15 protein-coding genes are annotated in these 22452 nt (G+C 74.1%); 13 read left to right on the top strand and 2 right to left on the bottom strand.

All coding sequences use genetic code 11. The features are described 5' to 3' along the window. Positions 1 to 3: 3 nt before the first annotated feature. The 5 genes from ACGF5U_RS31285 (at position 4) to ACGF5U_RS31265 (ending at position 6192) form a co-directional block, all read left to right on the top strand. Positions 4 to 819 (top strand): TlyA family RNA methyltransferase, encoded by an 816-nt coding sequence (locus ACGF5U_RS31285; RefSeq protein WP_392715455.1) that lies wholly within the window; start codon positions 4 to 6, stop codon positions 817 to 819. Then, positions 816 to 1793, top strand: a complete 978-nt coding sequence (locus ACGF5U_RS31280; protein WP_392715454.1) for an NAD kinase — start codon at positions 816 to 818, stop codon at positions 1791 to 1793. The genes ACGF5U_RS31285 and ACGF5U_RS31280 overlap by 4 nt, the downstream gene beginning before the upstream one ends. A 328-nt stretch (positions 1794 to 2121) precedes the next feature. Then, a complete protein-coding gene (gene recN, locus ACGF5U_RS31275; protein WP_392715453.1) occupies positions 2122 to 3873 on the top strand; it encodes a DNA repair protein RecN in 1752 nt (583 codons plus the stop codon). Positions 3874 to 4196: 323 nt separating this feature from the next. Then, a complete protein-coding gene (locus ACGF5U_RS31270; RefSeq protein WP_392715452.1) occupies positions 4197 to 4961 on the top strand; it encodes a hypothetical protein in 765 nt (254 codons plus the stop codon). A 112-nt stretch (positions 4962 to 5073) separates the two neighbouring features. After that, positions 5074 to 6192 (top strand): glycosyltransferase family 4 protein, encoded by a 1119-nt coding sequence (locus tag ACGF5U_RS31265; protein WP_392715451.1) that lies wholly within the window; start codon positions 5074 to 5076, stop codon positions 6190 to 6192. 272 nt (positions 6193 to 6464) lie between these two features. Here the strand turns inward: ACGF5U_RS31265 and ACGF5U_RS31260 are convergent, their stop codons facing one another. After that, complete coding sequence (locus ACGF5U_RS31260; RefSeq protein ID WP_392715482.1) at positions 6465 to 8117, bottom strand: PucR family transcriptional regulator; 1653 nt, start codon at positions 8115 to 8117, stop codon at positions 6465 to 6467. Positions 8118 to 8608: 491 nt separating this feature from the next. Here ACGF5U_RS31260 and ACGF5U_RS31255 point away from each other — a divergent pair, with 491 nt between their 5' ends. Beyond that, positions 8609 to 10264 carry a flavin monoamine oxidase family protein gene (locus ACGF5U_RS31255; protein WP_392715450.1) on the top strand — a complete coding sequence of 552 codons (1656 nt, stop codon included), beginning with the start codon at positions 8609 to 8611 and terminating at the stop codon, positions 10262 to 10264. Here ACGF5U_RS31255 and ACGF5U_RS31250 read toward each other — a convergent pair. Further along, positions 10261 to 12063, bottom strand: coding sequence for a glycoside hydrolase family 15 protein (locus ACGF5U_RS31250; protein WP_392715449.1), 1803 nt, complete (start codon positions 12061 to 12063; stop codon positions 10261 to 10263). The two genes, ACGF5U_RS31255 and ACGF5U_RS31250, sit on opposite strands and share 4 nt — an antisense overlap. Positions 12064 to 12523: 460 nt before the next feature. Between ACGF5U_RS31250 and ACGF5U_RS31245 the strand changes: the two genes are divergently transcribed. From ACGF5U_RS31245 to ACGF5U_RS31215, 7 genes are all read left to right on the top strand, one after another. Continuing rightward, positions 12524 to 14209: a CTP synthase gene (locus tag ACGF5U_RS31245; protein WP_392715448.1), complete on the top strand. Its 1686-nt coding sequence runs from the start codon at positions 12524 to 12526 to the stop codon at positions 14207 to 14209. Between the two features lie 81 nt (positions 14210 to 14290). After that, a complete protein-coding gene (locus ACGF5U_RS31240) occupies positions 14291 to 14917 on the top strand; it encodes an NUDIX domain-containing protein (protein WP_392715447.1) in 627 nt (208 codons plus the stop codon). Positions 14918 to 15646: 729 nt separating this feature from the next. Further along, entirely contained in the window at positions 15647 to 17695 is a 2049-nt protein-coding gene (locus tag ACGF5U_RS31235) for a tetratricopeptide repeat protein (RefSeq protein ID WP_392715446.1), read from the top strand. 152 nt (positions 17696 to 17847) lie between these two features. Next, positions 17848 to 18963 carry an alanine dehydrogenase gene (ald, locus tag ACGF5U_RS31230; RefSeq protein ID WP_392715481.1) on the top strand — a complete coding sequence of 372 codons (1116 nt, stop codon included), beginning with the start codon at positions 17848 to 17850 and terminating at the stop codon, positions 18961 to 18963. Positions 18964 to 19389: 426 nt separating this feature from the next. After that, positions 19390 to 20517 carry a ParA family protein gene (locus tag ACGF5U_RS31225; RefSeq protein ID WP_392715445.1) on the top strand — a complete coding sequence of 376 codons (1128 nt, stop codon included), beginning with the start codon at positions 19390 to 19392 and terminating at the stop codon, positions 20515 to 20517. After that, positions 20502 to 21071, top strand: coding sequence for a hypothetical protein (locus ACGF5U_RS31220; protein ID WP_392715444.1), 570 nt, complete (start codon positions 20502 to 20504; stop codon positions 21069 to 21071). Before ACGF5U_RS31225 ends, ACGF5U_RS31220 begins: the two co-directional genes overlap by 16 nt. 87 nt (positions 21072 to 21158) lie before the next feature. Beyond that, the gene (locus tag ACGF5U_RS31215) at positions 21159 to 22379 is read left to right on the top strand and encodes a segregation and condensation protein A (protein WP_392715443.1); all 1221 of its coding nucleotides are present in this window, start codon (positions 21159 to 21161) and stop codon (positions 22377 to 22379) included. Positions 22380 to 22452 lie beyond the last annotated feature (73 nt).

The raw sequence follows: 22452 nt of genomic DNA, 5'->3' as shown, positions 1-22452 counted from the left end.
AACGTGGCAGGAGTGGCACGCCGCCGTCTCGACGCCGAACTGGTACGCCGCAAGCTCGCGCGCTCGCGCGAACACGCGAGCCAGTTGATCGCGGCGGGGCGGGTGACCGTCGGCGGCAACACCGCCACCAAGCCCGCCACCCAGGTCGAGACCGCCGCCGCCATCGTCGTCGCCCAGGACGACAGCGACCCCGAGTACGTCTCGCGCGGCGGCCACAAGCTGGCCGGCGCCCTCGCGGCGTTCGTGCCGCACGGACTGAAGGTCGAGGGCCGGCGCGCACTGGACGCCGGCGCGTCCACCGGCGGCTTCACCGACGTACTGCTGCGCGCGGGCGCCGCCCGTGTCGTCGCCGTCGACGTCGGCTACGGCCAGCTCGCCTGGTCGCTGCGGAGCGATGAACGCGTCACCGTCAAGGACCGTACCAACGTACGTGAGTTGACACTCGACGCGATCGACGGAGAGCCCGTGGACCTTGTGGTGGGAGACCTGTCCTTCATTCCGCTGGGGCTGGTCCTGCCCGCCCTGGCCTCGGTGACCGCGCCGGACGCCGACCTCGTCCTCATGGTCAAGCCGCAGTTCGAGGTGGGCAAGGAGCGGCTGGGCAGCGGCGGAGTCGTGCGCAGCCCCGAGCTGCGCGCGGACGCCGTACGGAACGTGGCGCGGCAGGCCGGCGACCTCGGGCTCGGCGTGCTCGGTGTGACCGCGAGCCCCCTGCCCGGGCCCTCCGGCAACGTGGAGTACTTTCTGTGGCTGCGGGCGGGGGCGCCCGCGCTCGATCCGGCCGACGTCGACCGTGCCGTGGCGGAGGGACCCCGTTGAGCTCATCGACCACAGCGCCAGCGGCATCGACGCCCTCCGCGGCGCCCACGGGAGCGGCGGGGGCGGCGGATGCGCGGACGGAGCCGCGTACCGTCTTCCTGCTCGCGCACACCGGCCGCCCGGCGGCCGTGCGCAGCGCCGAACTGGTCGTCCTCGGTCTGCTGCGCAGCGGAATCGGCGTACGGGTCCTGGCCTCCGAGGCCGCCGACCTGCCGCTGCCGCCGTCCGTGGAGACCGTCGCCGAGGCCAGCCCTGACGTCCTGGACGGCTGCGAACTGCTGATCGTGCTCGGCGGTGACGGGACCCTGCTGCGCGGCGCCGAGTTCGCGCGGGCCTCAGGCGTGCCGATGCTCGGCGTCAACCTGGGCCGGGTCGGCTTCCTCGCGGAGGCGGAGCGCGACGACCTCGACAAGGTCGTGGACCGGGTCGTCACCCGGGCGTACGAGGTCGAGGAACGCATGACCCTCGATGTCGTCGTCTACGACAACGGCGACATCCTGCACACCAACTGGGCGCTCAACGAGGCCGCCGTGCAGAAGGTCTCCCCGGAACGGATGCTGGAGGTCGTCCTCGCGATCGACGGACGCCCGGTGACCGGCTTCGGCTGCGACGGGGTGATCTGCGCCACGCCGACCGGTTCGACGGCCTACGCCTTCTCGGCGGGCGGGCCGGTGATCTGGCCGGAGGTGGAGGCGCTGCTGATGGTGCCCATCGGCGCGCACGCGCTGTTCGCCAAACCGCTCGTCACGACTCCGGAATCGGTCCTGGCCGTGGAGGTCGAGCCGCACACCCCGGACGGGGTGCTGTGGTGCGACGGCCGGCGCACCGTCTCCCTGCCCGCCGGGGCGCGCGTGGAGGTGCGGCGCGGCGCGGTGCCGGTACGGCTGGCGCGGCTGCACCACGCGTCGTTCTCGGACCGGCTCGTCGCCAAGTTCGCGCTGCCCGTGTCGGGCTGGCGCGGGGCGCCGCACTAGGGGGTGCCCGTCCGCCCGGCTTCGGCGCGGCCGCCGGACAGCGGGTGCGGCCCCGGATCGCCCGCGCGGGCGGCCGGGAGCCGTGGGGAGCCGTAGGCGTCGCGGGGGAGCCGTGGGTGTCGCCGGGGGCTGGAGGCGTCGCCGGGAGCCGTGGGCGCCCGCCGGGCGCTGGAGGCGTCGCCGGGCGCTGGAGGCGTCGCCGGGGACGCCGTGGGAGTCAACGAGCCGAACGCCGGAAGGTGACGCCACCGGCGTGTCAGCGCCGGTCTGACCAGTGGCTTCGTCGGCGAGGGCGGGGCTGCGTCACACCCGGCAGGGAAAACCTCGTATGGTCGGGGACGTGTTGGAGGAGATGCGGATACGGTCGCTCGGAGTCATCGACGACGCGGTCGTCGAGCTGTCACCCGGTTTCACCGCGGTGACCGGTGAGACCGGTGCGGGCAAGACCATGGTCGTGACCAGCCTGGGGCTGCTGCTCGGCGGACGCGCCGACCCCGCGCTGGTGCGGATCGGCGCAGGCTCCGCCGTCGTGGAGGGGCGCGTCAGCGTGCCCGCCGACGCCACCGCCGCGCTGCGCGCCCGGGAAGCGGGGGCCGAACTGGACGACGGCGCGCTGCTGATCAGCCGTACCGTGTCCGCCGAGGGCCGCTCCCGGGCGCATCTCGGCGGCCGGTCCGTGCCCGTCGGCATGCTCGCCGAACTCGCCGACGAACTGGTCGCCGTACACGGCCAGACCGACCAGCAGGGCCTCCTCAAGCCCGCCCGGCAGCGCGCCGCGCTCGACCGGTACGCGGGCGAAGCGGTCGCCGTCCCGCTGGCCGCCTACACGGAGGCGTACCGGCGGCTGCGCGCCGTCTCCGTCCAGCTGGACGAGCTGACCACGCGCGCGCGGGAGCGGGCGCAGGAGGCCGACCTGTTGCGTTTCGGTCTCGGTGAGATCGAGGCGGTCGAGCCGCGCGCGGGCGAGGACGTCGAACTGGCGGCGGAGGCCGAACGGCTCGGCCACGCGGAGGCGCTGGCGTCCGCCGCCGCGCTCGCCCACGGCGCGCTCGCCGGCAACCCCGAGGACCCGGAGGTGGTGGACGCGACGACCCTCGTCTCGGGCGCGGGGCGGGCGCTGGAGGCCGTACGGGCGCACGATCCGGCACTGGCGGCGCTCGCCGACCGGATCGGCGAGATCTCGATCCTCCTCTCCGACGTGGCGGGCGAGCTCGCCGGATACGCCGACAACCTGGACGCCGACCCCCGGCGCCTGGCGGCCGTCGAGGAGCGCCGTGCCGCGCTGACCGGGCTCACCCGCAAGTACGGCGAGGACGTCGCCGCCGTGCTGGCGTGGGCCCAGGAGGGCGCCGCCCGGCTCACCGAACTGGAGGGCGACGACGACCGGATCGGCGAACTCACGGCGGAACGGGACGCCCTGCGCGGCGAACTGTCCGTTCTCGCGCAGACGCTGACGGACGCCCGGACCGAGGCGGCGGCCCGGTTCGCCGACGCCGTCACGGCGGAGCTGGCGTCGCTGGCCATGCCGCACGCGCGCGTGTCGTTCGCCATCCGGCAGACGGAGGCGGTCGACGCGGCGTCCGGCGTCGAGGTCGGCGGGCGGAGCGTGGTGTACGGGCCGGCCGGTGCGGACGAGGTCGAGCTGCTGCTCGCCCCGCACCCGGGCGCGCCGCCCCGGCCGATCGCCAAGGGCGCGTCCGGTGGTGAGCTGTCCCGGGTGATGCTCGCCGTCGAGGTCGTCTTCGCGGGTACGGACCCGGTGCCGACGTACCTCTTCGACGAGGTCGACGCGGGCGTCGGCGGCAAGGCGGCCGTGGAGATCGGCCGGCGCCTGGCGAAACTCGCCAAGTCGGCGCAGGTCGTGGTCGTCACGCACCTGCCGCAGGTCGCGGCGTTCGCCGACCGCCAGCTGCTGGTGGAGAAGACCGACGACGGGTCCGTGACCCGGTCCGGCGTCACCGTCCTGGAGGGCGAGGAGCGGGTGCGCGAGCTGTCGCGGATGCTCGCGGGCCAGGAGGACTCCGAGACGGCCAGGGCACACGCCGAGGAGCTGCTGGCGACGGCCCGCGCGGAGGTGTGACGAGCGGCGCGGCCCTCCGCGTCGGCGTCCTCGGTGTCGGGGTGCAGCGTGTGGCGTCCTCGGTGTGGGCGTGCTGCGTGTGGCGTCCTCGGCGTGGGCGTGCTGCGCGTCGGCGTCCTCGGTGTCGGCGTCCTCCGCGTCGGGTCCGGGCCGCTGCGGTGGGCCCCGCGCCCCGGGCCCGCGTCCCCGACGGGGGCCGCGTCCGGGCCGGGGTCCGGCGTCTGAACCTCGCGTCCGCGCCGGGGCCTGCAGCGGCCTCCCCGCCGCCCGGTTCCGGGTGCCCGGTCGCGGGAGCCGCGTACGGACCTCATAGGGTGACGATCATGATCGGACACCTTGCGAGGGCCGCTGTCGTCTGCGGGGTCGCCGCCGGGGTCACGCGGGCGGTGTACGCGGGGCTGCGGCGGTGGGCGCCGGGGGAGCCGGAGCGGTGGCGGCGGACGAACCACGCGGGACGGGACGTGCACCTGCGTGCCGGGCCCGCCGTGGCGGTGGGCACGGCGGCCGGGGCGCTGCTCGGGGCAGGCGACGGCGGAGCGCGGGTGGCCGGGGTGCTCGCGGCGGGCGTCGCGGCGGCCTGCGGGCGGTACGACGACCTGAACGGCGACCACCGGCGCGGGTTCGGGGACCACCTGGACGCCCTGCGGGCCGGTGAGGTCACCAGCGGGGCCGTCAAACTGTTCGGGATCGGCGCCGCCGGACTCGTCGCGGGTGCCCTGCTGAAGGAGCGCCCCCTCGACAGGGTCCTGGCCGGTGTGGTCGTCGCGGGCACCGCCCACCTGGTCAACCTCGTGGACGTACGGCCGGGGCGGGCCGTGCTCACCGTCCTGGCGCTCGGTGCGCCCGGGGTGGCGCGGGGCGGGCCGCTCGCGGCGGCGGCCATGGGCGCGGCGGCCGCCGTCGCCGCGGACGACCTGGAGGAGCGGACGATGCTCGGCGACATGGGCGCCCACGCGCTGGGCGCGGCCCTCGGCACCGCGATCGCCGCCGGGAACGGGCGGCTCGGGCTCGCGGCTCACGCGGCCGGAATCGTCGCTGCGGCGGTGTACGGGGACGAGGTCACCCGCTGGGCGCGCTCACCCATGTGAGTGAACCCGTGTACCGGGTTACGCCTCCCGTACACGGCAAAGACGCGGGAAAGCCACCGAAAGCCGCCTCGGCGGTGCCGGAACGTGCGTACGGGCTGGCATCCTTGGGCGCGTGACACAGCTGCACACGGTCCAAGTGCTGGGCGGCGGCAGCGCGGGCAGCAGCGCTCATGTCAGATCACTGGCCGCCGGGCTCGTGGCGAGGGGCGTACGGGTGACCGTGTGCGCCCCCGCCGAGCTGGACCACGACCATGACTTCCTGGGCGCGGGCGCCCACTTCGTCCCCGTCCCCCGCCGCAGCGACCCGCTGTCCGTCGGCGCGTTGCGCGCCGTGTGCGGGGGCGCGGACGTGGTGCACGCCCATGGGTCGCACGCCGCCGTCCGCACGGCGCTCGCACTCGGCGGCTACCGCCCCCCGCTCGTGGTGACCTGGCACACGCGCCCCCACGCCGACGGCGCCCGTGGGCAGTTGATCCGCCTCATGGAGCGGAAGGCGGTACGGGCGGCCGCCGTCGTCCTCGCCACGTCCTCCGAACTCGTCGACAGGGCCCGGAGGAGAGGCGCCAGGGACGCCCGCCTCGGCCCGGTCTCCATCCCGGCACCCCGCCGCGCGGCCGACGTCCACGAGGGCAAGACCCGCGCCGAACTCGGCGCGGTGGACCGCCCTTTGGTCATGGCGGTCGGCGCGCTGGAACCGCACCGCGGGTACGGCACGCTGCTGGACGCGTCTCGTCGCTGGCTCCGCCACGACCCCCCGCCGCTCGTCGCGGTCGCCGGAGAGGGGCGGGAGCGGGCGGCGCTCCAGCGGCGCATCGAGGTGGAGGAACTGCCGGTACGGCTGCTCGGCCGCCGCGACGACGTCCCCTCGCTGCTCGCGGCGGCGGACGTCGCCGTCCTGCCCAGCCGCTGGGAGGCGCGTGCCCCGCTCGCCCAGGACGCGCTGCGGCTCGGCGTCCCGCTCGTCGCGACCGCCGTCGGCGGCGTACCGGAACTCGTCGGCGAGGCGGCGGAACTCGTGCCGTACGGGGACGCGGACGCGCTCGCGACGGCGGTGGACGCCCTGCTGGAGGACCCGGTACGGCGCGCGGAGCTCGCGGAGGCCGGACTGGCGCAGGCCGCCACCTGGCCGACCGAGGACGACACCGTCGCACAGGTCCTCAGCGTCTACGACGAACTGTGCGGCGGAGACGGCCCCCTGGCCTGGACGGGCCGCCGCGCCTTCGGCGACTGACCGCGACTGACCGCGACTGATGGCGACTGATGGCGACTCAGGGCGGCTCAGGGCGACCGCCAGTGACCGATGCCGGTCGACGCCGGCCAGCCGCCGCTACCGACGGGGACCCGCCCCCACCGCCGCCGATCGACCGGCCACCGCCACCGCCACCGCCGCTGACCGATCCGCCGCCGTCGCCGACCGACCGGCCCGCACGCCGACTCCTGGCGACGCTCGACCGGGACCGGGCCGGCGGCACAGGGGCCGGACCGGCGGGCGTACCGCCGCGGTCAGGTGGTGAGGCGGCGGGCGCGGAGCGCGAGGGAGAGGGCCAGCACCGTCTGCGGGTCGTCCAGATCCGTGCCGAGCAGTTCCTGGACGCGGGCCAGCCGGTTGTACAGCGTCTGGCGGTTCAGATGCAGATCGCGGGCCGTCTCCGCCTTGCGGCCCGCGTGCGCCAGATAGCTCTGCAGCGTGGGCAGCAGCGGCGGGCGCGACGTCCGGTCGTGCGCCAGCAGCGGGCCGATCGCCCGGTCCACGAACGCCGCCAGGTCCGGATGCTCCCGCAGCCGCCACAGCAGCAGGTCGATGTCCAGGCGCCGCGCGTCGTACCAGGGCCGCTCGGGCAGCCCCTGCGCGGCGGCAGCCGTCTCCGCCGCGTGCCGCAGCCCCGCTGACGCCGCCGCCCAGCCCCCCGCCACGCCCACCACGACGACCGGCGCGTGCGCCCCCGCCCGTGACCAGCCGCCCGCGGGGGCCGAGCCCAGACCGGCACGCTCGACGCCCGCCCGCAGCGCGGCCGCGACCCGGTCGGCGACCGCCGTACGCTCCGTCTCGTTGCGCAGCCCCAGCAGCAGCGGCACCCGCCCCTCCACCGGCCGTACGCCCAGCAGCGCGGGCACGCCCACCGCCGACAGCTCCTCCAGGACCGCCCGCGCCAGCAGCGCCCAGTTGCCGGACGGGGACAGTTCCGGGGCGAGCCGCATCACGACCGGCAGCAGCGGCCCGTCACCCGGCCGGAAGCCCAGCACCCTGGCCTGCGCGGCCGCGTCGTCCGCGTCGACGCGGCCCTCCGCGAGGTCGGTGAGGAAGTCGCCGCGCCCCCGCGCCGCGAGCTCCTCCTCCTGCCGGGCCTGCATCAGCACGACCGCCAGGATGCCCGCGGCCCGTTCGGCCGCCATCCGGTGCACCGGCAGCACGGGGCCCGACACCGCCAGCAGGACGAGCCGCGCCCGCACGGTCCCGGCGCCCGGGCCGCCGCCCGGCAGGTCGACCAGGACGGCGCCGGTGGGCGGCCCCGCCTCGCGCGCCGCCCGCTGCCCGCGCAGCCCCTCCCAGACCCGCAGCGGTTCGGCACCTTCCGCGCCCGCGTCGGCCCCGGCCGCGTACAGCAGCTGCCCGTCCGCGCTCTCCAGGAACACCGGGTTCCCGGCGAACCCGGCCAGGATCCGCAGCACCTGCGGCACCCCGCCGCCGCCGAGCAGCGCCTCCGTGCACCGCCGGTGCACCTCCTCGGCCTGCCGCAGCAGCGCGTAGTGCCCGTTGACGATCTCGGTGTGCACCTCCTCGGTCACGGACACGAACGGCACCTCGCGGTGGAGCTGCACCAGCGGCAGCCCGGCCGCGCGCGCGGTCTCCACGATCGTCGCGGGTAGCCGGGAGAACCGGGGCCCCAGCTCCACGACGAGCGCCGCGATACCCCGGTCGGCGAGCCGCCGTACGAACGCCCGCTGGTCCGCGGGCCGGGTGCCCAGCCCGAGGCCCGTCGTCAGCAGCAGTTCGCCGCCCTTCAGCAGCGACGCGATGTTCGGCACCTCACCGGCGTGCACCCAGCGCACCGTCCGGTGCAGCCGGTCCGCCCCGGCCACCACCTCCGGCAGCCCGCCGCGCAGTCCAGGCAGCTCAAGCGCCCGCCGCACCGTGATGCCGCCCTGTTCGTCCATGGAGCCCATGCACGCGGACGCTACCCGGGTCCCTGTTCGGGCTCCATCGGCGGCGGTGACGACGGCGGTACGGGGGCGACAACTCGTCGCGCCGGCACGGCGTTTGCGCGACCCCCTGTCGATTGTGGCCTGCGTCACGTACGGCAAGGGTCTCCCGCCATGACAGAGAAACCGCCGCGACCGCCACCGCCACCGCCGCCACCCACGCCGCCGGCTCCCCGCCGTTCACGCTCGTCCCCCGGATCGCCGGCACGGTCTTCGTCGGCGGTCTCGCCCAGGGCCTGTACCTCAGGGGCCCGCAGGCCCGCCCGGTACGAGATCATCGGCCGGATCGCCCTGGAGGACGCGGCCGACAGCGACACGAACCGACAGGACACGCCCGACAGCGACACGCCCGACAGGACACGACCGACAGCGACACGACCGACAGGACACGACCGACAGCGACACGCCCGAGCACGCCACCCCCGCGAACGTCCGAGGAGACCCTCATGGCACGCACGCACCCCATGCGCCTGCTCAAGAAGCTGACCGCCGACCACCGCGACGCCGAACTGCTGCGCGTCCCCGTCGCCGACCTGCGCGGCCTGCGCGCCGACGCCACCGGCCGCAGCCGCCGTGAGCTGCTCCGGCGCGCCGCCGCCGTCGGCGCCCTCACGGCCACCGGCGTCGCGGCCACCCGCGGCACCGCGCTCGCCGCCCCCGCCGCCGTACCGAAGCGCCCGGCCGGAGGGGCCCGCGTCGCCGTCGTCGGCGCCGGCATCGCCGGTCTCACCGCCGCCCTGACCCTCCAGGACGCGGGCCTGCCCTGCACGCTCTACGAGGCCGACCCCGCCAGGGTCGGCGGCCGCATCTGGACCCGGCGCGGCCACTGGGCCGACGGCCAGACCTCCGAGATCGGCGGCGAGCTGATCGACACCGGCCACAAGAAGATGCTGGAGCTGTGCCGCCGCTTCGGCCTGGCCGTCGAGGACTTCGCGGCCGCCGGCCCCAACGGCGCCGAGGAGATCCTCTGGTTCGACGGCGCCTACTACCCGCGCGCCCAGGCCGACGACGACTTCAAGGGCGTCTACCAGGCGCTGCGCCGCGACCTCCAGCTCGCCGGCGAGGTGATGTGGAACAGGACGACCCCGCACGGAACCGCCCTGGACCACATGTCGCTGCGGGAGTGGATCGACAGCCGGGTACCCGGCGGGTTCGCCTCCCGCCTCGGCCGGTTCTTCGACGTGGCGTACAGCGTCGAGTACGGGCTCGACACCACCGAGCAGTCCGCCCTCGCCCTCGTCCTGCTGATGGGATACCAGCCCAATCCGGGCCACTTCAACATCTGGGGCCCCTCGGACGAGCGCTACCGCGTCAAGGGCGGCAACGACCGGCTGCCGCACGCCATCGCCGACGCGCTCACCGACGGCACCCTCCGCACGGGCCACCGCCTCCAGCACATCCGGGCCGGCGCCGACGGCACCCAGACCCTCACCTTCGACGAGGGCGGCACCCTCCGCACCGTCACCGCCGACCACACGATCCTGTGCCTGCCGCTCCCCGTCCTGCAGCGCCTCGACCCGGCCGCCGCCGGATTCGACCCGCGCATGCGCGCCCTGCTCCGCGACGCCCGCATGGGCACCTGCACCAAACTCGCCCTGCAGTTCACCGCACGCCCCTGGCGCGGCACCGGCCCCTGGCCCGGCGTCTCGGCCGGGGACACCTTCACCGGCGACGCGCTCCAGCAGCTGTGGGACACCACCAAGACCCACCCGGGCGCCGGCGGCATCCTCGTCCAGTTCACCAGCGGTGGCCCCGCCGCCGCCCTCACCCCCGGCACACCGTTCGCCACCGAGTCCGATCCGTACGTGAGGAGGCTGGCGGCCGGCCGGCTGACCGCCGTCGACCGGATATTCCCCGGCACCGGGGCCGCCTGGACCGGCCGCGCCCAGCTCGCCGCCTGGCACCGCCACCCGTACGCCCTCGGCGCCTACTCCTCCTGGCCGGTCGGCTATGTGAGCAGGTACGCCGGGTACGAGGGCACCGCGCAGGGCAACATCCACCTCGCGGGCGAGCACTGCGCGTACGACTTCCAGGGCTTCATGGAGGGCGGCGCGACCGAAGGCGAGCGCGCCGCGCTGGAGGTCGTCCGAAAGCTCCGCTAGCCGCCGTACGCGCCGGACGCGGTCAGCCGCAGTGCCGTGTCGATCAGCGGCACGTGGCTGAACGCCTGCGGGAAGTTCCCGACCTGGCGCTGCAGCCGGGGGTCCCACTCCTCGGCCAGCAGCCCCAGGTCGTTCCGCAGCGCGAGCAGCTTCTCGAACAGCTTGCGTGCCTCGTCGACCCGTCCGATCATCGCCAGGTCGTCGGCCATCCAGAACGAGCAGGCCAGGAAGGCGCCCTCGTCGCCGGGCAGGCCGTCGACGCCCTCGTCGGAGCCCTGCGTCGGATAGCGGAGGATGAACCCGTCCTCGGTGGACAGCTCCCGCTGGATCGCCTCGATGGTGCCGATCACCCGCTTGTCGTCCGGCGGCAGGAAACCCATCTGCGGGATCAGCAGCAGCGACGCGTCGAGCTCCTGCGAGCCGTACGACTGCGTGAACGTGTTCCGCTCCGGGTCGTAGCCCTTCTCGCAGACGTCGCGGTGGATGTCGTCGCGCAGCTCGCGCCACTCCTCCAGCGGCCCGTCCGCGTCACCGGCCTCGATCAGCTTGATCGTCCGGTCGACCGCCACCCAGGCCATCACCTTGGAGTGCACGAAGTGCCGGCGCGGCCCGCGCACCTCCCAGATGCCCTCGTCCGGCTGGTTCCAGTGGTCCTTCAGGTACCGGATCAGCTTCAGCTGGAGCAGCGAGGCGTAGTCGTTGCGCGCCAGACCCGTCATGTGCGCCAGGTGCAGGGCCTCGGTGACCTCGCCGTACACATCGAGCTGGAGTTGGCTGGCGGCGCCGTTGCCGACCCGGACGGGCGCGGAGTTCTCGTACCCCGGCAGCCAGTCGAGCTCCGCCTCGCCGAGTTCGCGCTCGCCCGCGATGCCGTACATGATCTGGAGGTTCTCCGGGTCGCCGGCCACCGCCCGCAGGAGCCACTCCCGCCAGGCGCGCGCCTCCTCGCGGTAGCCGGTGCGCAGCAGCGAGGAGAGGGTGATCGCCGCGTCCCGCAGCCAGGTGTAGCGGTAGTCCCAGTTCCGTACGCCGCCGATCTCCTCCGGCAGCGAGGTCGTCGGCGCGGCGACGATCCCGCCCGTCGGCGCGTACGTCAGCGCCTTCAGCGTGATCAGCGAACGGATGACGGGCTCCCGGTACGGGCCCCGGTAGGTGCAGTGCTCCACCCAGTCGCGCCAGAACGCCGACGTGGCCTCCAGGGCGCCCTCGGGGTCCGGCAGCGGCGGCTGCGGGTGGTGCGAGGGCTGCCAGCTGATGGTGAAGGCGATCCGCTCGCCCGGCGTGATGGTGAAGTCCGAGTACGTCGTCAGATGCTCGCCGTACGTCTCGCACGGCGTGTCGAGCCATACGGAGTCCGGTCCGGCGACGGCGACCGTGCGGGCGTCGACCTTGTGCACCCAGGGCACGACCCGCCCGTAGGAGAACCGCATCCGCAGCGCGGAGCGCATCTTCACCCGGCCGGACACGCCCTCCACGATCCGCACCAGCTGCGGCGCGCCGTCACGCGGCGGCATGAAGTCGGTGACGCGGACCGTGCCGCGCGGCGTGTCCCACTCGGACTCCAGGATCAGCGAGTCGCCGAGGTACCGGCGCCGGTGGGCGGCCGGGGGCTCGGCGCCCTCGGCGTGCAGGGGGCCGATCCGCCAGAATCCGTGTTCCTCGGTTCCGAGGAGTCCCGCGAAGACGGCATGCGAGTCGAAGCGGGGCAGGCACAGCCAGTCGACCGTGCCGTCCCGGCAGACCAGGGCGGCGGTCTGCATGTCTCCGATGAGTGCGTAGTCCTCGATGCGCCCGGCCACGTGCAATCTCCAGTCGAACGGCCACGTTCGCCCCGTGGGGCGCTTACTGGGGTCAGGGTCAAGGATCGCTGGCGAGGAGGCGCCCCGGAAACGGTCGGGGGTGGTGCCGTGTGCGGGCCTGGCTCGGCAACGAGTGTCCGAGCAGGATACGACGCTGCCGGGCCTTCTGTGTGATCGTCCTGGTAGAGCTCCTGAGCCGAACGGGTGAGCCAGTAGCCCGCTGTGCGAATCCCTGTGCGGCCCGTGTGCGAACACTGTGACGGCGTGGCCGGTTTCCTGGGTGGAGCGTGGCCGGAACGCGTCGCCCCTTCGTCGCTGATACCCTGGTAGCCCGTGGACCGGTGGGCGCCGCGGAACGAACCGGCGGCCCCCGAACCGCAGCGACGGCACCCCCGGAACCCTTCGGACCGGACGCCGGTACGCACCTCCAGACCGCGACCACGGGAGCCCCCTCTTGGCCATGCCGCCCGCTGCTTTCCGAAACAGCACAGCCACGACGACCAAGCACATCTTCGTCACCGGGGGTGTCGCGTCCTCCCTCGGCAAGGGGCTGACCGCCTCCAGCCTGGGTGCGCTCCTCAAGGCGCGGGGCCTTCGAGTCACGATGCAGAAGCTCGACCCCTACCTGAACGTCGACCCGGGCACGATGAACCCGTTCCAGCACGGCGAGGTGTTCGTCACCAACGACGGCGCCGAGACCGACCTGGACATCGGCCACTACGAGCGCTTCCTCGACGTCGATCTCGACGGCTCGGCCAACGTCACCACCGGCCAGGTCTACTCGCAGGTCATCGCCAAGGAGCGGCGCGGCGAGTACCTCGGTGACACCGTGCAGGTCATCCCGCACATCACCAACGAGATCAAGCACCGCATCCGCCGCATGGCGACCGACGACGTCGACGTCGTCATCACGGAGGTCGGCGGCACGGTCGGCGACATCGAGTCCCTGCCGTTCCTGGAGACCGTCCGCCAGGTCCGCCACGAGGTCGGCCGCGACAACGTCTTCGTCGTGCACATCTCGCTGCTGCCCTACATCGGCCCGTCCGGCGAGCTGAAGACCAAGCCGACCCAGCACTCGGTCGCCGCCCTGCGCAACATCGGCATCCAGCCCGACGCGATCGTGCTGCGCGCCGACCGGGACGTCCCCACCGCGATCAAGCGCAAGATCTCCCTGATGTGCGACGTGGACGAGGCGGCCGTGGTCGCGGCCATCGACGCCAAGTCGATCTACGACATCCCGAAGGTCCTGCACACCGAGGGCCTGGACGCCTACGTCGTGCGCAAGCTCGACCTGCCGTTCCGCGACGTCGACTGGACGGTCTGGGAGGACCTGCTGGACCGGGTCCACAACCCCGACCACGAGGTCACGGTCGCCCTCGTCGGCAAGTACATCGACCTGCCCGACGCGTACCTCTCGGTCACCGAGGCGATGCGCGCCGGCGGTTTCGCGAACAAGGCCCGCGTCAAGGTCAAGTGGGTCACATCGGACGACTGCAAGACGCAGGCGGGCGCCGCGCAGCAGCTCGGCGACGTCGACGCGATCGTCATTCCCGGCGGCTTCGGCGAGCGCGGCGTCAACGGCAAGGTCGGCGCGATCCAGTACGCCCGCGAGAACAAGGTCCCGCTGCTCGGACTGTGCCTGGGGCTCCAGTGCATCGTGGTCGAGGCCGCGCGGAACCTCGCCGGCATCACGGACGCCAACTCCACCGAGTTCGACCCGGCCACCGCGCACCCCGTCATCTCCACGATGGAGGAGCAGCTGGCGTACGTGGAGGGCGCGGGCGACCTGGGCGGCACCATGCGGCTCGGCCTGTACCCGGCGAAGCTCGCCGAGGGCTCCATCGTCCGCGAGGTCTACGGCGACGAGCCCTACGTCGAGGAGCGCCACCGCCACCGCTACGAGGTGAACAACGCCTACCGCGCGGAGCTGGAGAAGAAGGCCGGCATCCTGTTCTCCGGAACGTCCCCGGACAACAAGCTGGTCGAGTACGTCGAGTACCCGCGTGACGTGCACCCCTACCTGGTCGCCACGCAGGCCCACCCGGAGCTGCGGTCCCGGCCGACCCGGCCGCACCCGCTCTTCGCCGGTCTGGTGAAGGCCGCCGTGCGGCGGCAGCAGGAGGCGGAGTCCACCGAGTCCGCCTGACGGTCGCAGGCGATACGGTTGACCGGGGTACGGGCCCACAGGGCGCGTACCCCGGTTCGCTGTATGAGGGAGGATGCCCGCATGACCATCAGGGACACGCCCGAGGAGTGGCAGGTCACCCGGACCGCCACCCCGTTCCGGGGCAACAAGACCAGTGTCCGCACCGACGACGTGGTCATGCCGGACGGCACGGTCGTACGCCGTGACTACCAGGTGCACCCCGGGTCGGTGGCCGTCCTCGCCCTCGACGACGAGGACCGCGTCGTGGTCCTGCGCCAGTACCGCCACCCCGTGCGGCAGAAGCTGTGGGAGATCCCGGCCGGCCTGCTGGACGTGCCCGGCGAGAACCCCCTGCACGCGGCGCAGCGCGAGCTGTACGAGGAGGCCCACGTCAAGGCCGGGGAGTGGCACGTCCTCACGGACGTGTACACCACGCCCGGCGGCTGCGACGAGGCCGTACGGATCTTCCTGGCGCGCGGGCTGTCCGAGGCGGACGGCGATCGCTTCGAGGTCGCGGAGGAGGAGGCCGACATGGAGCTGGCCCGCGTTCCGCTCGCCGAGCTGGCCCGGGGGGTGCTGGCGGGCGAGCTGCACAACAACTGCCTCGTCGTCGGCGTGCTCTCGGTCCTGGCCGCCCGTGCCGCCGGCGGCTTCGACACCCTGCGCCCGGCGGAGGCGCCCTGGCCGGCTCGCCCGTTCACCACCTGACCCGTTCGGGGGGTGTGACCGGCCGTCAGTACCGGTGTGACCATAGGTTGATGATCCGATCGGGCGATCTGCCCGCCGTGCTCCGCCCGGAACCCGGACGGCCCTGAACTACGCTCGGGATCGCCCGTGCGGAGACCCGACGGGCTCGGCTCGTGCGCAGGGACGGGAGCGTGGCCCGTGACGGATCAGGCGGTGGACTTCGGCGGCGCCGAGCGGCCCGCATCCGACGGACACACCCCGGCGACCGACCGCCCGGCCGCCGTGGCGGACCGACCGGCGGACGGACTCGCGGGCGCCCCCGGAAAGGCGGCCGAGACCGCGGGTCCGGCCCCCGCACCGGCGCGCTCCGGCCCCGGAACGACACCCGACGCGAAGCCGGAGGCCGCCGCCGCCCGTACCGGCGCGAAGGCCGGACACGGCACGGACCCCGGTGCGGTGCGGGAGGCGGGGCGTGACGCGGCTCCCGGTCCGCGCGTGGGGCGTGACGACGATTCCGGTTCGCGCGCGGGGCGTGACGACGATTCCGGTTCGCGCGCGGGGGGTGACGCGGATCCCGGTCCGCGCGCCGGACGTGGCGGTAAGGCCGGTGCCGGCGGGCTCTCATGGCACGGTGGCACCGGGCACGGCCCTCAAGGCGCGGATTCCGGTTCTGGTTCCGGTGCCGGGCGTCGCGCCGATGCCGGTGCGGTCCCGGGCGGCCGGGGCGCCGGGCGGCCGGAGGCGGAGCGGATGGCCTTCTTCGGGCGGCAGCGGGAGCTGAAGGCGCTGCGCACCGACATCTCGCGCGCCGGGCTCGACACCCTGGCAGGCCGCAAGGCCCCGCGCGCCCGCGTCCTGCTGATCGCCGGGCGTCCCGGCAGCGGGCGTACCTCCCTTGCGGCCGAGCTCGTCCGGGACCTTGCCCGGGGGTACCGGGACGGGGTGCTGTGGGCCCGGCTGACCGAGCCGGGCGGCGCACCCGTGCCGGTGGAGCGGGTCGCGCGCGGACTGCTGGCCGACCTCGGGATCGGTGCGCCGGCCGGGGCCGACGAGGACGAGCTGACCGAGCGGCTGAGGGCGGTCCTCGCGGAGCGCCGGGTCCTGATGGTGCTGGACGACGCCGCCGACGCCGAACAGGTCGACGCGCTGCTGCCCGACAACCCCGCGTGCCTGGTCGTCGCCGTCGCGCAGGGACCCCTCACCGGGATCCCCGACGTACGGCCGTGCACCCTCGGCGGCATGGACGCCAAGTCGGCGATCGAGCTGCTGGACGGGTTCACCGGCTCCGTCCGCATCACCGTCGACCCGCAGGCCGCCGAGACGCTCACCGAGCTGTGCGCGGGACAGCCCGCCGCGCTGGTGCTGGCGGGCGGCTGGCTCGCCGCCCGCCCCATGTCGTCCGTCGCCGACCTCACGAAACGGCTCCGGGCCCTCCCGGACGACCCCGACGTACCGGGGGCCGTCCGGCCACTGGCGCGGGCGTTCCGCCTCGCGTACGAGGCGCTGCCCCCGGCCGCCGCGCGGATCCTGCGGCTGCTGGCCCTCGCGCCGCTCGGGACCGCCGACGCGCAGACCGCCTCGGCGCTCGCCGGCTGCTCGGTCTCGGCCGCCCGCACGACCCTGGAGGGGTTCGCCGCCTTCGGGTTCGTACGGCGGAGCGCGGACGACAGGTACGAGGTGCCCGGCTGCCTCGTGCCGCTGCTGCGCGGGCTGCTCAGGACCGAGGACCGGCCCGCCGAGGTGCAGCTCGCCCGCGCCCGGATGCTGGAGCGGACCGTCAGGCTGCTCCAGTCCTGCCGCGCGGTCACCGAACCGGAGGGCTCCCCGGCCCGCCGCAGGCTCGCCGGGCTGCCCCGGGCGCTGCGCTTCCCGAGCCGGGCGGCCGCCGCCGAGTGGCTGCGCACCCGGCAGCCCGCCCTGCTGGCCTCCGCGCGGCTCGCGGTCGCGGACGGCGAGCTGGACACCCTCGCCCGGCGTCTGATCGCCGCCCTCGTGCGCGCCCTCGCCGCGCACCGGGGGGCCGAGGCGGCCGCCCCCGAGCTGTACGGGCTGCACCAGCTCGTCCTCGGGATCGCCGAACGGCGCGGACTGCACCGGGAGCGGGCCGCCGCCCTGCTGAACCTCGCCGATCTGGACGCCTGGACCGGCCGTACCGAGGACGCGCTGGCCCGCTACCGGGCGGCGCTGGACGCCGGACGCCTCGCGAACGACCCGTACGCGACCGGCCGCGCGATGGAATCCGTAGGCGGTGCGTACCAGGAGCTGGGGGACTGGGAGCGGGCCGCCGACTGGTACGGCCGCGCCCTGTCCCAGCGGCTCGCCAGGGACGAGCGGGCGGACCAGGCGCGGCTGTACGGCAGGCTCGGCGCCGTACACACCTACGCCGGCCGGTACGGCGACGCGCTGCGCAACTGGCGTGCGGCGGCGGCCGGATACCGACGCCTCGGTGATGTCCCGGGCCAGGCGCGGGCGTTGAGCGAGGCGGCCAGGGTGCAGGAGTACGCGGGGCGGCCCCAAGAGTCGCTGCGCACCTGCGAGGAGGCGGTGGAGTGGGCGCGCCGCGCCAAGGACCGGCGGCTGCAGGCGGCCCTTCAGCTGCGCCTCGCCGACACCCTGGAGCGGCTCGGCGACCCGGCGGCGGCCCGGCTGCACCGGGCGGCGGCCCGGCGGCTGCTCGGCCCTGGGGCGCCGGCCGTGGCGGTCGCCACGGACGGGGCCCTCGGCGCCGAGGAGGGGGGCGAAGCCCCCGCTACCCCGGACGCGGCCTGCGAAATCCGTAGTACTTCAGCCAAAGATTAATGCTTTGTAAGGCTAGACAGAGGGAACTCCTTCATTAGACTGGGTCCGCCGCGATTAACCGCGGTGTATCCCGGTGCGCCATGATGCGCCGGGTATGTATCGCTGTGTAGCGCATCGCCCCAGTACCCCCTGAGCCAAGGACCGTGATCGACGTGAAGGTCGGCATCCCCCGCGAGGTCAAGAACAACGAGTTCCGGGTGGCCATCACCCCCGCCGGTGTGCACGAGCTCGTGCGCCACGGCCACCAGGTCCTCATCGAGCAGAACGCCGGTGTCGGCTCCTCGATCACGGACGACGAGTTCGTCGCCGCCGGTGCGCGCATCCTGCCCACCGCCGACGAGGTCTGGGCCACCGCCGACCTGCTGCTCAAGGTCAAGGAGCCCATCGCCGAGGAGTACCACCGCCTCCGCAAGGACCAGACCCTCTTCACCTACCTGCACCTCGCCGCCTCCCGCGAGTGCACGGACGCCCTGCTGGAGTCCGGCACCACCGCCATCGCGTACGAGACGGTCGAGACCGCGAACCGCGCCCTGCCGCTGCTCGCCCCGATGTCCGAGGTCGCGGGCCGCCTGGCCCCGCAGGTCGGCGCCTACCACCTGATGCGCTCGGTCGGCGGCCGCGGCGTCCTGCCCGGCGGCGTCCCCGGTACGCACGCCGGCAAGGCCGTCGTCATCGGTGGCGGCGTCTCCGGCTGGAACGCCACCCAGATCGCCGTCGGCATGGGCTTCCACGTGACCCTGCTCGACCGTGACATCAACAAGCTGCGCGAGGCCGACAAGATCTTCGGCACGAAGGTCCAGACGGTCGTCTCCAACGCCTTCGAGCTGGAGAAGGCGGTCATCGAGGCCGACCTCGTCATCGGTGCCGTCCTCATCCCCGGCGCCAAGGCGCCGAAGCTGGTCACCAACGAGCTCGTCGCCAAGATGAAGCCCGGAAGTGTCCTTGTCGACATCGCCATCGACCAGGGCGGCTGCTTCGAGGACTCCCGTCCGACCACGCACGCCGAGCCGACCTTCCAGGTCCACGACTCGGTCTTCTACTGCGTCGCCAACATGCCCGGCGCCGTTCCGAACACCTCCACCTACGCCCTGACCAACGCCACGCTGCCCTACATCGTGTCGCTGGCCGACAACGGCTGGGTCGAGGCGCTGCGCCGTGACGCCGCGCTCGCCAAGGGCCTCAACACCCATGACGGCAAGGTCGTCTACCGGGAGGTCGCCGAGGCGCACGGCCTGGACCACATCGAACTCGACACGCTCATCGGCTGATCCGGCCGGCTGCTCCAGCCGACCGATCCGCCGCGGCCGACCGCCGTCCGTCAACGGTCGCCGTCAACGTCACGCATCCGGCCGGACCTTGTACGACAAGGTCCGGCCGAATGTGTGTCCGGTGTGTGTCCGGCCACGTCACGGGGCATGAGCAAGTCGCCTCGAACGTAACCCTTTAACCGTTTCGCACACCGGCGAAACGTGCGGATGAATGGCTGTGCGCCCTTGACAGACAGGCGTTCCGTTGCCGACACATCACGCCGCGTCCGGCCGATTGTGTTGCTGCGGAGCGGTGACACGCCATAGAGTCGCCAACCGTCGGCATGGTGCCACGCTGACCTATCGATAAGTTTCCTGGTCACGTCCAAGGAGGTAAGACGACTTGTGAATGAGTCGACATTTACTCCCGGGGGTGGTCGACCAGGAATGCCTGCGACGGACCAGGGTCCGTCGTCCGGGTTCGAGGCTGTCGGCTCCGTCGCTGTCCGTACCTTCGCGACCCGCCAGCACATGACGACACCCCACACGATGAAGATGATGGACGGCCAACACGTGAACGCCATGGCCGGCAACGAGAGTGGCCGAGAGTCCACCCACTTCGCCGCCTACGACGAGGTGCCCGAGGGGCACTTCTACGACCCCGACGCCGAGTACGAGCCCGATCCGGAGTACGCGGCCACCCTCGCGCCCGACGCCGCCCGTCAGCGCCGCGAGCGGATCGGCCCGACCGGACGGCCCCTGCCGTACTTCCCGATCCCGGGACCGCTCACCGAGCACGGTCCCGCGAAGATCATCGCGATGTGCAACCAGAAGGGCGGCGTCGGCAAGACCACGTCGACCATCAACCTGGGCGCCGCGCTCGCGGAGTACGGACGACGGGTCCTGCTCGTCGACTTCGACCCGCAGGGAGCCCTGTCGGTCGGCCTCGGCGTCAACCCGATGGAACTCGACCTCACCGTCTACAACCTGCTCATGGAGCGGGGCATGTCGGCGGACGAGGTCCTCCTGAAGACCGCCGTGCCCAACATGGACCTGCTGCCGAGCAACATCGACCTCTCGGCCGCCGAGGTCCAGCTGGTCAGCGAGGTCGCGCGCGAGTCGACGCTCCAGCGCGCGCTGAAGCCGCTGATGCAGGACTACGACTACATCGTGATCGACTGTCAGCCGTCGCTCGGTCTGCTGACCGTCAACGCGCTGACGGCGGCCCACAAGGTGATAGTGCCGCTCGAGTGCGAGTTCTTCGCGCTGCGCGGCGTCGCCCTGCTGACCGAGACCATCGAGAAGGTCCAGGAGCGGCTCAACCCTGAGCTGGAGCTCGACGGCATCCTCGCCACGATGTACGACTCGCGCACGGTCCACAGCCGCGAGGTCCTGGCGCGCGTGGTGGAGGCCTTCGACGACCACGTCTACCACACGGTCATCGGCCGGACCGTGCGCTTCCCGGAGACCACCGTCGCCGGTGAGCCGATCACCACGTACGCCTCGAACTCGGTCGGCGCGGCCGCCTACCGCCAGCTCGCCAGGGAGGTGCTCGCCCGGTGTCACGCCGAGTGAGTCTGCCCGGTGCCGACGAGCTGTTCCGTACGACCGGGGGCATGGCGCTGCAGGCGTCGTCCCCCCGCCGCCAGGCGAACGGTGAAGCACGCGTACCGCCCCCGGCCGGCGAGAGCGACTCGGCGGCCGCGGAGACGCCCGGGGCGGCCCGGGCGGGCGGCGCGTCCGGCTCGCCCCCGGAGGAGCACGCGGCGGCCGCCGGCGCCGACCAGGACGCCGCGCAGCCGCGCAGCCGCACCGGCGGGGACACCGGGGCCGGCGGCGCGCAGACCGCCACGGGACAGGCCGCCCAGGCGGCGACCCCGGCCCGCAGGCGGGGACGCTCCCCGAGCCGGCGGCCCAGCGGGCGGGAACGGCACGACGAGAAGATCACGGTGTACGTCTCGGCCGAGGAACTGATGGACCTCGAACACGCGCGGCTCGTCCTGCGCGGCGAGCACGGCCTCGCCGTGGACCGCGGGCGCATCGTCCGCGAGGCCGTCGCCGTCGTCCTGGCGGACCTGGAGTCCCGGGGCGACGCGAGCATCCTGGTACGGCGCCTGCGCGGTCGCTGACGGTAGCCTTCGCGGGCCGCCGCCCATCGCGTACGGTGCAGCGGGGGACCCCGTCCCGCCGCGCTCGCACCGCCACCTGGACCACCGATGCCCCCGATCGACGACCCCCAGCGCCCCGCCGCGCGCCGCCCCCTGGGCCGAGGCCCCGGCACCCGCGCCCCCCAGCCCCCGCAGGCCCCTGCCGCAGCGGCCCCGCCCGCCACGCCCGTGGCGGCCCCCGAAGCCCCTGCGGGCCCCTCCCCGGCGGGCCCGGGCCCCGACGCGCCCCCGACGGCACCAGAAGCCGTCCCGGGCGGCACGGGCGGTCCCGTGGCGGTGGAGCCCGTCGCGGTGGAACTCATGGCGGTGGAGCCGGTCGCCGAGCGGCCCGCCCCCGCGGAGCCCGCGCAGCCCGACGAGGCCGCCCCGGCGGCCGCCCAGGAGGCCGCCCCCATGGCCGCCCAGGAGGTCGCCCCGGAGGCCGCCTCGGCGCCCGCCACGGGGCCCGACGGGGGCCCGGAAGGGCAGGACGGCGGCGACGGGCGGTTCACCGTCCGGCTGGCGAATTTCGAGGGGCCCTTCGACCTGCTCCTCCAGCTGATCGCCAAGCACAAGCTGGACGTCACCGAGGTCGCCCTGTCGAAGGTCACCGACGAGTTCATGGCGCACATCCGTGCCATGGGCCCCGACTGGGATCTCGACCAGACCACCGAGTTCCTCGTGGTCGCCGCCACGCTCCTCGACCTCAAGGCCGCCCGGCTGCTGCCCGCCGCCGAGGTCGAGGACGAGGCCGACCTCGCGCTGCTGGAGGCCCGGGACCTGCTGTTCGCGCGGCTCCTCCAGTACCGGGCGTACAAGCGGATCGCGGAGATCCTCAAGGAGCGGTTCGACAGCGAAGGACGGCGGTACCCCCGTACCGTCGGGCTGGAACCGCACCACGCCGAACTCCTCCCGGACGTCGTCATCAGCATCGGCGCCGAGGGGTTCGCGAAGCTGGCCGTCAAGGCCATGCGGCCCAAGCCCGAGCCCCAGGTGTACGTGGACCACATCCACGCGCCGCTCGTCAGCGTCCGGGAGCAGGCCGGCATCGTGATCGCCCGGCTGCGGGAGCGGGGCGAGCTGCGGTTCGCCGAGCTCGCCGCCGACGCCCCCGACACGCTCACCGTCGTGGCACGGTTCCTCGCCCTGCTGGAGCTGTACCGGGAGAAGGCCGTCGCCCTGGACCAGGAGGAGGCGCTCGGCGAGCTCACGGTCCGCTGGACGGGCGGGGACGGCGACGCGAGCGTGACGGACGAGTTCGACCGGGTCGTGGAGGAGGAGAAGGCATGAGGGACCTGACGGACACCGCGACGGACGACCCGACGGACGACCTGGCAACCGGCGGCGGGGCGGAGCCGGAGGC

This window comes from Streptomyces sp. NPDC047886 (assembly GCF_043204435.1).
In the GTDB taxonomy this organism is placed as follows: domain Bacteria; phylum Actinomycetota; class Actinomycetes; order Streptomycetales; family Streptomycetaceae; genus Streptomyces.
Note: the sequence above shows the minus strand (reverse complement) of the source record. Positions and strands in the feature narration are given on the sequence as shown.